At 65.2% G+C, this 16,018-nt stretch carries 7 protein-coding genes; 4 read left to right on the plus strand and 3 right to left on the minus strand.

The features are described 5' to 3' along the window. Positions 1 to 127: 127 nt before the first annotated feature. Complete coding sequence (locus J8F10_RS09620) at positions 128 to 319, plus strand: hypothetical protein (protein ID WP_210653614.1); 192 nt, start codon at positions 128 to 130, stop codon at positions 317 to 319. Here the strand turns inward: J8F10_RS09620 and J8F10_RS09625 are convergent. Further along, the gene (locus tag J8F10_RS09625) at positions 273 to 746 is read right to left on the minus strand and encodes a YceK/YidQ family lipoprotein (RefSeq protein ID WP_210653615.1); all 474 of its coding nucleotides are present in this window, start codon (positions 744 to 746) and stop codon (positions 273 to 275) included. The two genes, J8F10_RS09620 and J8F10_RS09625, sit on opposite strands and share 47 nt — an antisense overlap. A 367-nt stretch (positions 747 to 1,113) precedes the next feature. On the opposite strand from J8F10_RS09625, the gene J8F10_RS09630 reads away from it, so the two are divergent. After that, positions 1,114 to 4,719 (plus strand): hybrid sensor histidine kinase/response regulator, encoded by a 3,606-nt coding sequence (locus tag J8F10_RS09630; RefSeq protein ID WP_210653616.1) that lies wholly within the window; start codon positions 1,114 to 1,116, stop codon positions 4,717 to 4,719. Between the two features lie 204 nt (positions 4,720 to 4,923). Here J8F10_RS09630 and J8F10_RS09635 read toward each other — a convergent pair whose 3' ends face one another. Then, positions 4,924 to 7,104, minus strand: coding sequence for a protein kinase domain-containing protein (locus J8F10_RS09635; protein ID WP_210653617.1), 2,181 nt, complete (start codon positions 7,102 to 7,104; stop codon positions 4,924 to 4,926). A 277-nt stretch (positions 7,105 to 7,381) separates the two neighbouring features. Further along, positions 7,382 to 8,812 carry an outer membrane protein assembly factor BamB family protein gene (locus J8F10_RS09640; RefSeq protein ID WP_210653618.1) on the minus strand — a complete coding sequence of 477 codons (1,431 nt, stop codon included), beginning with the start codon at positions 8,810 to 8,812 and terminating at the stop codon, positions 7,382 to 7,384. Between the two features lie 210 nt (positions 8,813 to 9,022). Between J8F10_RS09640 and J8F10_RS09645 the strand changes: the two genes are divergently transcribed. Continuing rightward, a complete protein-coding gene (locus J8F10_RS09645; RefSeq protein WP_210653619.1) occupies positions 9,023 to 9,385 on the plus strand; it encodes a winged helix-turn-helix transcriptional regulator in 363 nt (120 codons plus the stop codon). Positions 9,386 to 10,208: 823 nt separating this feature from the next. Continuing rightward, positions 10,209 to 15,995, plus strand: coding sequence for a HAMP domain-containing protein (locus tag J8F10_RS09650; protein ID WP_246523131.1), 5,787 nt, complete (start codon positions 10,209 to 10,211; stop codon positions 15,993 to 15,995). Positions 15,996 to 16,018 lie beyond the last annotated feature (23 nt).

Genomic DNA, 16,018 nt, shown 5'->3' on the forward strand with positions numbered 1-16,018 from the left:
AGCGGCTGCAAAGGTAAGGAGCCTGACGCCCCTGTCACCGGGCGGCCGTTAGGCAAAGGATTGTAAGCACGAAATAGGAAGGTGATGTAACTCGATAGGCTTTAACAATCAGCGCGGAGGCGAGGCGATGGCGTCGCTATTCGGATTGATCGGTGTGGGGCTCCTCGGCGCCGCGGCCGTGGTCGGCATCTTCCTCGGTTCGGACAAAGTACCGTTGTCGATCACCGCGTGCGGGTTCGCGATCGCGGGCGGGTTGGCGCTGGTCGGCTCCGCTATTGTCGAGGCAGCGCGGGTTTTACAGCAGCGGAACCAGGAATGACGCGATCCCCGGCGACCGGCGCGGGGGTGCCGGCCACCGGTACCGGGGTGGTGTTCAGCGGAGCGGTACCGGTCACCACCGGCGCGGAGCGCACACTGTCGTCGTGCGGCGTGGGGTTCCCCACGAGGCGCCAGGCCTCGGTCCCGATCGTGTACGGCAGCGTGAAGGTGTCCCCGACGAACGTGAAGAAGAGGTCGATGCCCATCATCGGGACGAGCAAGTAATCGGCGGTACACGTCACCCGGTCCCACGGGTACGCGGACATCGCGGCCCAATCCCCGCGCACGCCCCCGTAAACGCGGCACACGGTCGCGTCAGGGTTGCGGACAGGTGCAACGGTGGGTTGCCGGAGGTTGTCCACGGTCCCGCACCCGCCCCCCAGGGCACTCGCAACAAGTCCCACCGCGAGTGATTTCCGTCCGATCATGGATGTCGGCCCTATCAATTGGGCGAATACGCGCGTTCCCGTGCGGATCGACCTCGCGCGGCACACTCAGTTATCGGCCGACAATTCCTACTGGGACGAGAAAAACTCGACAATCCACACAACGGGCACAACCGATTTTATTCTCACGGTAACAACTGGGTTTATGCGTGCTATATTTGCCACTAACGAATTTGTTCCGAACGCGGGTTCTTTCGCCCCCGGCGTCACTGCACGGGCGCGAAGCTGCGCCGCAGCGCGAATCACCGCTCGGAACGTTCGACAGGAACACGCACCACGCGGTGCTTTCCCGGAGGCCGTGTCCAACACCGACTTCTGTCGCCCCCGGTGTTTCACGCGCATCGTCGCTATGTCGTTATCCCGGTCCTTGCGGTTCGGCGTGCGCGCCTTCGGCCCGGTGGTCATTTTCCTTTTCGTTTGTGCCCCCGGCGCTCGTGCCCTTGATCCCGAGCGGGCCACCACACAGTACGCGATGCGGGTGTGGCAGACGGAACAGGGCCTCCCTCACAACTCCATCACCGCGCTCGCTCAAACCCCCGACGGGTACCTCTGGTGCGGGACCGAAAACGGGCTCACGCGCTTCGACGGGAGCAGCTTCGCGCTCTTCGACCGGCTGAACACCCCGGCCATTCGGAACGACACGGTTCACGTCCTGCTGACCGACCGCAAGGGGCGGCTCTGGATCGGGACCGGGGGCGGCGGGTTGCTGCGCCTCGAAGACGGGGCGTTCACGCGGTTTTCCGTGAACGACGGGTTGGTGGGGGACACGGTGCAGAGTCTCGCCGAGGACAAGGCGGGCGCGCTCTGGATCGGCACCACCTCCGGACTCAGTCACTTCGTCGACGGGCACTTCACCAATTACACGGCCGAGGACGGGTTACCCAGCAACTACTGCCGCGCGATCTGCACGGACCCCGCGGGCCACTTGTGGGTCGGCACGGGCAAGGGACTGTGTTGCTTCCGCCCGGACCGGATCGAGACCTTCACGATGCGCGACGGGCTCCCCGACAATAACATCCAAACGCTCCGCGCGGGTTCGGACGGGGCACTGTGGGTCGGTACCAACGGTAGGGGGTTGAGTCGGTGGAAGGACGGCCGGTTCACTAATTTCGGCACGGCCCAAGGGCTCTCCAACGGGTTCATCCGGGCGATGCACGAGGACCGCGACGGGAACCTCTGGGTCGGGACGGACGAGGGCGTGAGCCGGTGGCGGGACGGGACGTTGACCGGCCAGTTCCCCCGGGGTTCGGTCGCGGGGCGGAGCATCTTCGGCCTCCACGAAGACCCGGCCGGGAACCTGTGGATGGGAACGACCGACGGGCTCCTCCGCGTCGGTAACGGGCGCTGCGTCACCACCACCACGACCGAGGGGCTCTCCGGCGACCTCGTTTGGGCCGTACACGAGGACCGCCGCGGGAACCTGTGGGCCGGTACGACGGGCGGACTGAGTGTTCGTCGGAACGGGAAATGGACCGTTCTCACGATGAAAGACGGGCTCCCGTCCGACACCGTACTCTCGATCGCGGAGGAAGCGGACGGCACAATGTGGTTCGGCACCGCGGCCGGGTTGACGCGCCTGCTCGACGGAAAATTCAAGACGTTTACCACTGCCAACGGCCTGGTCGATAACACCATTGCCGCGGTGTTCCCGGACCGCCGGGGGAACTTGTGGGTGGGCAGCAAGGGGGGCGGGGTGACCCGCTACCGGGACGGCAAATTCACCCCGGTTCCGATCCGGGCCGGGCGCAGCGACGTCATCGCCCGCGTGTTCCACGAGGACGCCCGGGGCGCCCTGTGGATCGGCACCAACGGGTCCGGGGTGTGCGTCCTGCGCGGCGACGAGATCGTTCGGTACACGACCAAAGAGGGGCTCTCCAGCGACCTCGTGCTGTCGATTTACGAGAGCCCGGACGGGGCCATCTGGATCGGCACCCACGGGGGCGGGCTGAACCGACTTCACAACGGTCAGTGGACGTACTTCAACAGTTCGCTCGGGCTCCCCGACGACATCATTTACCAGATCCTCGACGACGGGCCGTACCTCTGGATGAGTAGCGTGAAGGGGATCTTCCGCGTTCGGAAGGACGAACTCACGGACGGCACGCGCCCCATTCACCCGCTGCTCCTCGGGAAGAACGACGGGATGCAGATCCTGGATTGCAGCGGCGGGTCGCAACCGGCCGGGTGCCGGTCCCGCGAGGGGGTGCTCTGGTTCCCCACCGGCCGGGGGCTCGTGGCCATCGAGCCGGGCGGCGTTCAGACGAACACCACCCCGCCGCCGGTCTACGTCGAGCGGGTCGTCGCCGATGGCGCCTTCCTCGACGCGCCCGGCGCGCTAACCGTCGCCCCCGGGCGGGGGCAGCTCGAGTTCCATTTCACGGCGATCGAGCTCGACACCCCGGAGCGGGTCCGGTTCCGCTACCAGTTGGAGGGGTTCGACAAGGACTGGGTGGACGCGGGGAACCGGCGGGCGGCGTACTACACCAACCTCCCTCCGGGCCGGTACCGGTTCCGAGTCACCGCGTGCAACGGGGACGGGATCTGGCGGGAGACCCCGCTCGAGATCGAACTCGTGCTGAAACCGCACTTCTATCAAACCGGCTTGTTCTACGGGCTGTGCGCCCTCGCGGTCGGATTGACCGGCGTCGGGGGGCACCTGTTCCGAACCCGCCAGCTCCGTGCCCGGGAAGAGTACCTGGCCCGCTGCGTCGAGGACCGTACCCGTCAACTTCAAGAGGAAGTCACGGAGCACGCCCGCACGGGCGAGCAGTTGCGCCAGTCGCAAAAACTGGAAGCGATCGGGCAGTTGGCGGGCGGGGTGGCGCACGACTTCAACAACCTGTTGACCGTCATCAACGGGTGCGCGGACCTCCTTTTGGACGGGTCCGGTTGGGACGCCCAAGAAAAAAGCATGATCCTCGACATCCTCGCCGCGGGCCGGCGCGCGGAGGGCCTGACGCACCAGCTTCTGGCGTTCAGTAGGCGACAAGTTCTCGAACCGAAGGTTCTCGACCCGAACGCGGTCGTGATCGACACGGAACGAATGCTCGCGCGGATGATCGGAGAAGACATCACCGTCACGGTGAGCCTCGCACCCGATTTGTTCCGCGTCAAAGCCGACCCCGTGCAGTTTCAACAGGTGCTGGTCAACCTGTCCGTGAACGCCCGGGACGCGATGCCGCGCGGGGGCCGGTTCACCATTGCGACCCGGAACGTGGCGCTCGACGCGGACTACACCCGAACGCACCCCGACATCGCGCCCGGCGAGTACGTCCTGCTGGAAGTCAGCGACACCGGGTGCGGGATGACCCCGGACGTGAAGGCGCGGGTGTTCGAGCCGTTCTTCACCACCAAGGGACCGGGTAAGGGAACGGGGCTCGGGTTGGCGACCGTCTACGGCATCGTGCGTCAATCGGGCGGGCACGTCACGGTCGAGAGCGAGTCCGAGGTCGGGACCGTGTTCAAGATTTACTTCCCGCGCGCGGACGGCGAGCCGGTCCGAACAGCACAACCACTCGGGCTCGGGTCGGTCGCACGCGGCGCGGAAACGCTGCTCCTCGTGGAAGACGAACCCACCGTCCGTGCGGTCGCCCGGCACGTCCTTCTCGCGTGCGGGTACCACGTCCTGGAAGCCGAGGACGGACTGGACGGTTTGCGCGTCGCCCGCTCCCACGCGGGGCGAATCGATCTCCTCGTTTCCGACGTGGTGATGCCCAACCTCGGGGGCCGGCAACTGGCAGAACAACTGCAACAGGAGCGCCCGGGCCTGCGCGTCTTGTTCGTTTCGGGGTACACAGACGACGTGGTGTTACGCCACGGGGTTCTGGAAGCCGAAGTCGCGTTCTTGCAGAAGCCCTACCCGCCCGCGGTGCTTGCCGCAAAAGTGCGAGCGGTCCTCGACGGCACCTCGGAAGAAGTCAGCGCGTCCCCGGAACTGACCGGAGCGGAAAGCTGACTCGACGGGCGGGAAGATCTGCGGTTCGGTTACGCTGTTACCAACGGTGCGCCCTGCCCTTCTCCTCGCACAATCGGCTCACCTGCTGCGCCCCAAACGCAGACGACCGGCCAGAAAAGTACCCGGACGAGATGAAGACGGTCACCGAGCTGGCAGCCGCGTAGTGCGCCCCGGAGCCTTGAGCCCTGGGACAATCGGGATCGCTCATTTGGCCGGGGGGCTCGGACCACCCACCGGCTTCGGGTCGACCGTGCCACCGGCCCAGTTGATCTTGCACCGCGGCAGCGCCCGAGAAATGGCCTCGACCCCCTGCGCGGTAACATTGGTATCGGCCAGTTTCAGATCCTTGAGCTTGTCGAGTCCCGCGAGGTGAGTGAGCCCCGCGTCGCTGATCTGCGTGTCCGCCAGTTCGAGGTAAGTTAAGTGTTTATAGTTGGCTATAAGAGCCAGGCCCGCGCTCGTAACGCCCGTGCCGTTCAGACCGAGCCCCTGGAGATTCTTGCACCCTTTGAAATGAGCCAACCCCGCGTCGGTGGTCGGAGTAGCAACCAAGTCGAGCTGTTCGAGGTCGGTGCAATCCTGGAAGTGAACCAGGCCCGCGTCGGTGAACAGCCGGCAGTCGCGCAGGCCGAGCGAACGCAGGTCCTTGCAGTCTTTGAAGAGCGCCAGGCCCGCGTCCGTCACGCCGGCCCCTTGCAAGTTGATTTTCAGCAGCCCCTTACAATCCTTAAACGGGACCAGCCCTTCGTCCGAGACCGGCGTGAGCGCCAGACTCAGGTACAGCAAGTTCCTCTTGCCTTTGAAATTATCCAGACCGGCAACTGTGACACGATTACAGTTGTGCAGCACTAGATTCGTCAGGTATTTGCAGTCCCCTAAAAGGCCCACTCCCGCATCCGTCAGTTGTCCGCCCCCGTGGTAGAAAACGGAGGTCAGTCGGACCGCGCCCGGTGGCAACTCGGCCGCGGTAGTAATTTCGCGGTCCTCGCCCTCGACGCGAACCGCGCCGCCGAGGGACAGGATGTACTCGGCGGCCTTGCGGTCGGCATCGGCGGCCGGCGCCGACCGCTTCGGTTCCGGGGTAACGGTCTTGCCGCCCACCTCGGTTTTGGCGCGCTCCGGCGCCCCAGGTACGGGCGCGGCGTCTTTGTTCGTGATTTTGGCGGTGATGCCACCCGCCGCGAGCGCCGCGACGAACAATGAGGCGCCGACCAAGATCATCGGCCCCCGGCGCCCGGCCCGCTTCCGCGGTGCCCTCTGCTCGATCGGTTCCCCGGAGCGGGGCTCGTCTTGCGCGCCCAGGTCCGCGAACGCGCTCGGGAACGTCTGCGGTTGGAGAGTAATGTGCAGCGCCGAACCCACCGGATAAACGACAATCGGTTGAGACACCGAGCCGTCGGCCGCGGGGGGGCGCGGCCGGGTCAGTTCAGTGCCGATCGAGCGGAGCCGCTGCACGACTTCGGCGGCGCTCTGCGGCCGGGCGCCGGGCTCCTTCGCGAGCAGTTGGTGAACGAGCGCGGCGAGCGCGTCCGGCACCCCGGGGGCGAGTTCGCGGACCGGAACCGGGTCTTTGGTGCCCAGCGCAATCATGACGTCCATTGCAGTGGCGCCGGCGAAGGGCGTCTTCCCGGTACACAGGCGGTACAGAACCACCCCCAGGCTGAACAGGTCGCTCCGCGCGTCCACGTTCTGCCCGCGGCCCTGCTCGGGACTCATGTACGCGGGGGTTCCGACTACCATTCCGCTGCGCGTCAACTCGGTGTCGCGGCCGATCGGCTTGGCGAGCCCGAAGTCGAGCACCTTCACGCGCCCGTTGGGCGCTTCGAGCCACAGGTTGGCCGGCTTGATGTCCCGGTGAACGAGCCCGAGCGCGTGCGCCGCCGCGAGGCCCAGGGCTGTCTCGCGGGCGATGCGGACCGCGTGCGGGAGGGGCGGCGCGCCCTTCGTCCGGAGGTACTCGTCGAGCGGGCACCCCTGGAGGAACTGCATCGCGATGTACGGAACCCCGTTGCGCTCGTCGGCCTCGTAAATGGTAACGACGTTATCGTGGTTGATCTGGGCCGCGGCCCGGGCCTCGCGGAGGAACCGCTCCCTCGCGTCGGCGTCGGCGGCCTCCGGGAGCATCACCTTCAGCGCGAGCTTGCGGCCCAGTCGCGCGTCCAGCGCGAGATACACCGCCCCCATGCCGCCCTTGCCGAGTTGCTTGAGGAGCCGGTACGCCCCCAACACGCCCACTTCGCCGGGTGCGGCCGGCGGCGCGAACCGGAACCCGGCCGGGCGAAACGTCGCGCCCGTTCCCACCACGGTTGTGTCGCAGTTGCCACGTTCGGACGGGGGCGAATCCTGCGGCACCGCTGAGAAGCTCTCGGCGGTAGAGTCGGGCATTGGCGGCTCCAGAACAGGCATACGGGAGCATACTTCACAGCACCCGCCCTGCCAAACCGTCGAAACGAACTCGGAACGCCGGGGCGCGAAGTTTACATCCGTCGCGCCCCGGCGTTCCGAGTTCGGTCACAATTTTATCGCCGTCAGAGATAATCTTACGGCGAGCGCCCCTCAATCCAACGAGCGGAATGACCACCGCACTATCATCCGGCGCTCGCGCTCCCGAATCCGCCCGCGCCAACGCGCCATCCGGAGGCGCGCGATTCGGTGAACGACCTTACTTCTTCTCGGCGAAAGCGTACAAGAACCCGGCGGTTCGGACGTATAGCGCGTTGTCCGCGATCACGGGCGTTGCGGCGATGCGCTCGTTGAGCTTCGGGTTCCGCGCCACCACTTCTGGTTCATCCGTGCCGGCCTTCAGAACCGTGATCGCTCCGTTGTCCAGACAGGTGAAGTAGATGTGCCCGTTGGCCGCGACCGGCGACGAATAGTACCGGCCGCCCGCGACCGCCCGCTCCTGCTCGTACACCGGCTTGCCCGTCTTGGTCTCGTAAGCGGTGACCAGTCCGCCGTCCTTCACCAACACGTACTGCCCCTGGTACACGATCCCGGACGGAACGTAGGGCAGCCCCTTCGTCTGCTTCCAGATCACGTGCGACTTCGTCACGTCGCCGCTCCCGCCAAGTTTCAGCGCGAACGCACTGTTCTTCGACGCGGAAACGATCTTGAGCGCTTCGTCCCATTCCGCGCGGCTCAATTTGCCGTCGTGGTCGAAGTCCTGGTTGTCGAAGAATCCTTTCAACGGCGTCTTCTCCAACCCCTCGCGCGTGATGTAGCCGAGCTTCTCCTCGCCAGCCTCCTTCAGCAGAAAATCGAACGACGGGAGCTTGACGTCCTCGCCCGGCGACCAGCCCGCGAAGAACAGCGTGCCGTCCACCACGACCGGTGTCGCGCACGCCGCCGCCGGCATCCCGATCACGGTCCACTTCTCGTCGCCCGTTTTGAAGTCGTAGCCGATCATGCGCCCGTACCCGGCCACGATGACCTGTTTGCCCGCGGGCGTGTCGCACACCACCGGGGTGCAGAAGCCGGACTTTGATTCCCGCTTCTTCACCCACATGAGCGTCCCCGTGGCCGCATCGATCGCGAGGATCTTCGGGTTCTTGTTTTCGTCGCGCACGAGAACCACGGTGCCGTCCGCGAGAACCGGCGAGACGCCGGTGCCGAAGTCGAACGGGGTGGCGACCGTCGGCATCTCGTGGCGCCACAACTCCTTCCCGGCCAAGTTGTAGCAGAACAAGCCGCACGATCCGAAGTACGAGACGATCCGCGTGCCGTCGGTGACGGGCGTGGACGCGGCCGGGCTGCCCTCGGTCTTGTGGTACGGTTCGATCTGCTTGGCCGGAGCCTCGGCCCGCCACACCTCCTTACCAGTCGCGCGGTTGTACGCGATCGTGTACAACTTCCCGTCCTCGAACGCGGTCAGCACGAGGTTGTCCCCCGCGACGATCGGCGACGAGAACCCGCTCGGGACCGCGACCTTCCACTTCACGTTCTTGTTCGGGCCGAACTCGACGGGCGGTTTCTGGCCCTCGGCAATACCCGACCCGTTCGGCCCGCGGAACTGGGGCCACACGAGTGCAGGGTCGGCGCCCGAACTCGCGCACGCGAACAGCCCCAGGGTCAGCACTGCAATCAGCTTCTTCATGGTTTTGAACCTCGTGGGTTCCAGCGCGCACGTTCTCAAATGCGCGCACGCACCCGGGCGGCACATCGCCCAATCGATGTGCTCGCGTAGCCAAGACCGATACCGGTAACGGATCTGTCCGCAGATTATTAGTTTTCCGCTTTACACCGATCAAGTACCTACAATTAAGTGGGGTACCCACCAAAAGGTAAGTTTTGGGAGTTATCAGCCATGCGCGAAGCCTACTCGTGCGGCCTCGAAGCCACGTTCGATGTGATCGGCGGGAAGTGGAAGTTTGTTATCCTCTGGCGCCTCCACCCGGAAGCGCGCCGGTTCGGTGAGCTCAAGCGATTGGTGGTCGGGATCACCGAAAAGATGCTCATCCAACAACTTCGGGAGATGGTAGCGGACGGCCTCGTCCACCGGCGGGCGTACCCCGAGATCCCGCCGCGTGTGGAATATTCGCTCACCCCGATGGGGATCAGCCTCAAGGATTTACTCGCTCCGATGTGCGAATGGGGTAGCAGGTACATCGAGCAGATGGGCGGAAAGGATCTCTGCCCGGAATCCGAGCCCCAAACAGAATGCGTGTAGCGCGAGAGCCGACCTGCGGGTCGGCTCACCTGGAATTACTGTTGAAAACCTCCTTTCGCAGCGCGGGTTCAGAACTGCTTTTGCTCGCTTGTCCACTATCGTATAATTCAGGGTTCTCGTCTGCCGCGATATTAGGCGCTATTTGCTCGGCGGCTGCGGCGAAATTTATCGCTCGAATGAAAGATTGTTTGAAATACACCTGTGCCACCCCGCGAACGGTGCGTGATCCGGTCGGCATGTTAGCGAGATGTTAGCCGGGAATCGGGCGAAGCTTCGCGATTGTTAGTCGTTGTTAGCAGCCGGCACGTTGCGGCGCGGGGGCAAGCGGTGTCAAAGGACTTGAATTCTCAACGATTCGTTCATCCCCTGGAGAGCTGGATCACCCCGAGGGCCGAAAATGTTAGCGATTGTTAGCCCGGCGCGGGCGGCGGAGCCTGTCGCTGGTGAGCGAACGGAATCAGTTCCAGTGTTCCGAGGGGCGAAGTCATCACCTCGGTGAAGTGGCTGGCAGTGTTTGGACACTTACCTTCCCCACCCCGATCCGCAGCGCATTTCGGGATTGTGCGTGAACGTGCTGCGTGCGCGTGCGAAACCTCGCGACTCTGCGGATCGACAAAGCCCGGCGAATGGCGTATAAGAAGGGAGCGCGCGTAACAGATCCCCCGTAGCGCACCATCAGTTTGCGGCCGAAACGGTTCTCTGCCGCGCGATCCTCGCTCAACCGACCGCCCATTTCGCCCACAATTCGGGAGCGCCCTGCGCCCCGAATACGAATTCCGACTCGCCACCGGCACAATCGTCCCGCCGCTTCCCGGAGACGCCGATGTCCACGGTCCTCGAACCGGTCACCAACGGCACCGAGATGAACGCCCTGCTGGGTGCCCTCAACGCGCTGCGCCACGGGCGCTCCGGCGTTCGATTGCCCCCGGATTGGACCGGCGTCGCGGGCAAAGTGGCCGACGCCTTTAACGACGTCGTCGAGCAGAACGAGCGGATGGCCGAAGAGCTCGCCCGACTGAGCCGCGTCGTCGGCAAAGAAGGAAAACTCAGCCAGCGCCTCTCGCTCGGCGACGTGGGCGGGTTCTGGCGCGAGTCGGTCGGCTCCGTGAACGACCTCATCGACGACCTCGTTCACCCGACGATCGAAACGGCCCGCGTGATCGGGGCCGTGGCCCAGGGCGACCTGTCCAAGACAATGGCCCTCGACATTGATGACCGCCCGCTCCAGGGCGAGTTCCACCGCACCGCCAAAACCATCAACACGATGGTCGATCAGCTCGGTTCGTTCGCGTCCGAAGTGACCCGCGTGGCCCGCGAGGTGGGCACCGAAGGGAAGCTCGGCGGACAGGCCAAAGTGAAGGGCGTCGCCGGTACGTGGAAGGACCTCACGGACTCCGTCAACGGGATGGCGGCCAACCTCACGGCTCAAGTGCGCAACGTGGCCGAAGTGACGACGGCCGTGGCGAAGGGCGACCTGTCGCGCAAGATCACGGTGGACGTGAAGGGCGAGTTCCTCGAACTGAAGAACACCATCAACACGATGGTGGACCAGTTGCGATCGTTCGCGTCCGAAGTGACCCGCGTGGCGCGTGAGGTCGGTACCGAAGGCAAGCTCGGCGGACAGGCGCGCGTCGAAGGCGTGTCCGGTACGTGGAAGGACCTCACGGACTCCGTGAACGGTATGGCCGGGAACCTGACGACGCAGGTGCGCAATATCGCCACCGTGACGACGGCCGTGGCGAACGGTGACCTGTCGCGCAAGATTACGGTCGACGTGAAGGGTGAGATTCTGGAACTGAAGAACACCGTCAACACGATGGTCGACCAGCTCAGCTCGTTCGCGTCCGAAGTGACCCGCGTCGCGCAGGAAGTCGGTACGGAGGGGCAGCTCGGCGGACAGGCCGACGTGAAGGGCGTCGCCGGGGTGTGGAAGAACCTCACCGACTCCGTGAACTTCATGGCCGGGAACCTGACATCACAGGTGCGCAACATCGCCGACGTGACCAAGGCCGTGGCCCTGGGCGACCTGTCGCGCAAGATCACGGTCGACGTGAAGGGCGAGATCCTCGAGCTCAAGAACACCGTCAACACGATGGTCGACCAGCTCAGCTCGTTCGCCGCCGAAGTGACCCGCGTGGCCCGCGAGGTCGGCACCGAAGGGAAGCTCGGCGGACAGGCCGACGTGAAGGGCGTCGCCGGGGTGTGGAAGAACCTGACGGACTCCGTGAACTTCATGGCCGGGAACCTGACGGCCCAGGTGCGCAACATCGCAGAAGTGACGACCGCGGTCGCAACCGGTGACCTGTCGCGCAAGATCACGGTCGACGTGAAGGGCGAGATCCTCGAGCTCAAGAACACTGTGAATATCATGGTGGACCAGCTCAGCTCCTTCGCCTCGGAAGTGACCCGCGTGGCCCGCGAAGTCGGTACCGAAGGCAAACTCGGCGGACAGGCCGATGTGAAGGGCGTCGCCGGGGTGTGGAAGGACCTCACGGACTCCGTGAACTTCATGGCCGGGAACCTGACATCACAGGTGCGCAACATCGCCGACGTGACCAAGGCCGTGGCCCTCGGAGACTTGAGCCGCAAGATCACGGTGGACGTGAAGGGCGAGATCCTCGAGCTCAAGAACACCGTCAACACGATGGTGGACCAGCTCAGCTCGTTCGCCGCGGAAGTGACCCGCGTGGCCCGCGAGGTCGGCACCGAGGGCAAGCTCGGCGGGCAGGCCGACGTGAAGGGCGTCGCTGGGACGTGGAAGGACTTGACCGACTCCGTCAACGGTATGGCCCGCAACCTGACATCACAGGTGCGCAACATCGCCGACGTGACTAAAGCGGTCGCGGCCGGTGACCTCTCGCAGAAGATCACCGTGGACGTCCGCGGAGAAATTCTGGAACTGAAGAACACCGTCAACACGATGGTCGACCAATTGCGGTCGTTCGCATCGGAAGTAACGCGCGTTGCCCGTGAGGTGGGCACCGAAGGCAAACTCGGCGGGCAGGCCGACGTCCGCGGGGTGGCCGGTACGTGGAAGGACTTGACGGACTCCGTGAACTTCATGGCCGGGAACCTGACATCACAAGTGCGCAACATCGCGGAAGTGACCAAGGCCGTGGCCCTGGGCGACCTGTCGCGCAAGATCACGGTGGACGTGAAGGGTGAAATTCTGGAACTGAAGAACACCGTCAACACGATGGTCGACCAGTTGCGGTCGTTCGCCGGAGAAGTGACCCGCGTGGCACGCGAAGTGGGCACCGAGGGCAAGCTCGGCGGACAAGCTCAGGTCGAAGGGGTGGCGGGTACGTGGAAGGACTTGACCGACTCCGTCAACGGCATGGCCGGGAACCTGACGGCTCAGGTGCGCGGGATCGCGAAGGTCGTGACCGCCGTCGCCAACGGCGACCTCCAGCGCAAACTCACGGTCGCCGCGAAGGGCGAAATCGCGGAACTCGCTGAGACGATCAACGAAATGATCGGGACGCTCGCCACGTTCGCCGATCAGGTAACGACCGTGGCCCGCGAGGTCGGCGTCGAGGGACAGTTGGGCGGGCAAGCGAAAGTGCCCGGGGCAGCCGGTATCTGGAAGGCCCTCACGGAGAACGTGAACCAGCTCGCCGCGAACCTCACGACCCAGGTGCGGGCGATCGCGGAAGTCGCCACCGCCGTGACGAAGGGCGACCTGACGCGGTCGATCACCGTCGAGGCGCAGGGTGAAGTCGCGGCGCTCTCGAACACCATCAACGAGATGATCCGCAACCTCCGCGACACCACCCAAAAGAACACGGAACAGGACTGGCTGAAGACGAACCTCGCCAAGTTCAGCCGGATGCTCCAGGGTCAGCGCGACCTGACGAACGTCGGCCGCATGGTGCTCTCGGAACTGTGCCCCGTGGTCGCGGCCCAACACGCCGAGTTCTACGTCTTCGATGGCGTCAAAGAGACCCCGCAACTCAACCTGCTCGCGAGCTACGCCTCCGAGGGCAAAGAAGGAAGCGGGAAGCGCATCGGGCTGGGCCAGGGGCTGGTCGGCCAGTGCGCGATGGACAAGCAGAAGATCCTGCTCGACAACCTCCCGCCGGAGTACATTCGCATCTCGTCCGGGTTGGGGTCGGCTTCGCCCCGAAGTGTGCTCGTTCTGCCGCTGATCTTCGAGGGCCAGGTCCGCGGGGTGCTCGAACTCGCCTCGCTCGGCGGGTTCAACCCGACGCACCAGGCGTTCCTCGAGCAGCTCACCGAGTCCATCGGGATCGTGCTCAACACGATCGAGGCGAACATGCGCACGGAGGGGTTGCTGGAACAGTCGCAGTCCCTCGCGCAGCAGCTCCAAACGCGCCAGGAAGAGCTCCAGAAGACCAACGAGGAGCTGCAAGAGAAGTCGCACTCGCTGGCCCAACAGAACCAGGAAGTCGAGCGGAAGAACACGGAAGTCGAACAGGCCCGGCAAGCGCTCGAGGACAAGGCCAAGCAGCTCGCGCTGACGTCGAAGTACAAGAGCGAGTTCCTCGCGAACATGTCGCACGAACTGCGGACCCCGCTCAACAGCCTGCTCATCCTCTCCGACCAGTTGTCCAAGAACCCCGACGGGAACCTGACCGGCAAACAGCAGGAGTTCGCCAAGACGATCCACTCGTCCGGTAACGACCTGCTCATGCTCATCAACGACATTCTGGACCTGTCCAAGATCGAGTCCGGTACCGTGGTGGTGGACGCCAGCGACCTGCGCCTGGACGACCTCCAGGGGTACGTCGATCGCACGTTCCGGCACGTCGCGGAGAACAAGAACCTGGAGTTCCGGACGCACTTCGACCCGCGGCTCCCGCGCAGCGTTTACACGGACGCCAAGCGGCTCCAGCAGATCATCAAGAACCTGCTCTCGAACGCGTTCAAGTTCACGCACCACGGCGAGGTGGTACTCACGGTCGCGCCGGCCGAGGGCGGGTGGAACCGCGAGAACGAGGACCTGAACCGCGCCACGGGGGTGCTCTGCTTCGCGGTAGAAGACACCGGGATCGGCATCCCGTCCGACAAGCAGCTCATCATCTTCGAGGCGTTTCAACAGGCGGACGGCAGCACCAGCCGCAAGTACGGCGGAACGGGCCTGGGGTTGGCCATCAGTCGCGAACTGTCGCGGCTACTGGGCGGCGAAATTCGACTGTCGTCGATCCCGGGGCGCGGGAGCACGTTCCACTTCTACCTGCCGGTCACTTACAGTCCGTCGCGCCCCACGCGCAAGGGCACGGCGGTGAGCGAATCGGGAGCCACATCCACGAGCCCGCAGCTCCGGGCCGAAGGAACGCTGGTGGGATCGAACGGGCACGCTTCGCGCTCCGCACTGGCGTTCGGCCCGGTAGAACCGGAACCGGAAACCCCGGAACAACTCGTGAACGAGTACGGGGACGACCGGGACGACATTCGCGCCGGGGACCGCGTACTGTTGATCGTCGAAAACGACACCGGGTTCGCCCGGTTCCTGCTCGACACGGCCCGCGAGAAGGGGTTCAAGGGTCTGGTGACGTCCCTCGGCGCGTCGGCCCTGGCCCTCACGCGCGAGTACGACCCGGACGCGATCTCGCTCGACATTCACCTCCCGGACATTGACGGGTGGCGCGTGCTCGAGCGGCTGAAAAAGGACCCGGCCACGCGCCACGTCCCCGTGTGCGTTATCAGTACCGACGACTCCCGCGACCGCGCGCTCGCCGCCGGGTGCCTGGCGTTCCTGGACAAGCCGATCCAGAGCCGCGAGGTTCTCGACGAGCTCCTCGACCACGTGACCGAGTACACCGGGCGCCCGGTCCGGCACCTGCTCGTCGTGGAGCCGGACCCGGCGCGCCGGGACCAGATCCAGGCGCGGCTCGCCGATCCCGAGGTGCTCATCACCGCGACCCCCGACACCGGCGCGGCGCTGCGCGCCCTGGACGACCGACCGACCGATTGCGTGGTCCTCGGACCCGGCACCGGGGACGCGACGGAAGAGCTCCTCAGCGCACGCGGACCGTTCGCCCGCACCGACCGCGTTTCTTCGCGGATGCCGGTCATCGTCTACGGGGACGGCGCCGACGGGGGGCCGTCCGACGCCATCCTCCGGCGCGCGGCCGAGGTCTGCACCGTCCGCAAGGCCCACTCGTCGGCCGTCCTGCTCGATCTCGCCACGTTCTTCCTCCACCGGCCGCTCGCGAAGTTGCCGGAGGTCCAGCGCCAGCAGCTCAGCGAACTGGACCAGACGGACAAGATCCTCGCGGGCCGAAAAGTGCTGATCGTGGACGACGACATGCGGAACATCTTCGCGCTCTCGACCATCCTCGAAGAGCACGACATGGTGATCGTGTCTGCCGACAACGGGCGCGACGCGATCCGGATGCTTCAAACTGACCCCGGCGTAGAAATCGTGCTCATGGACATCATGATGCCCGAAATGGACGGAATGGAGACAATGCGCGAGGTCCGCAAGATCCCGCACCTGAAGAACCTGCCGATCGTGGCGGTTACGGCCAAGGCGATGAAGGGCGACCGGGAGAAGTGCATCGAGGCCGGGGCGTGGGATTACCTCTCCAAGCCCGTGGACCCGGAACAGTTGCTCGCCGTGTTGAGGGCGTGGTTGCACCGCTGAGTCGGGTCACCCGTCCCGGGTCA

Source organism: Gemmata palustris (assembly GCF_017939745.1).
In the GTDB taxonomy this organism is placed as follows: domain Bacteria; phylum Planctomycetota; class Planctomycetia; order Gemmatales; family Gemmataceae; genus Gemmata; species Gemmata palustris.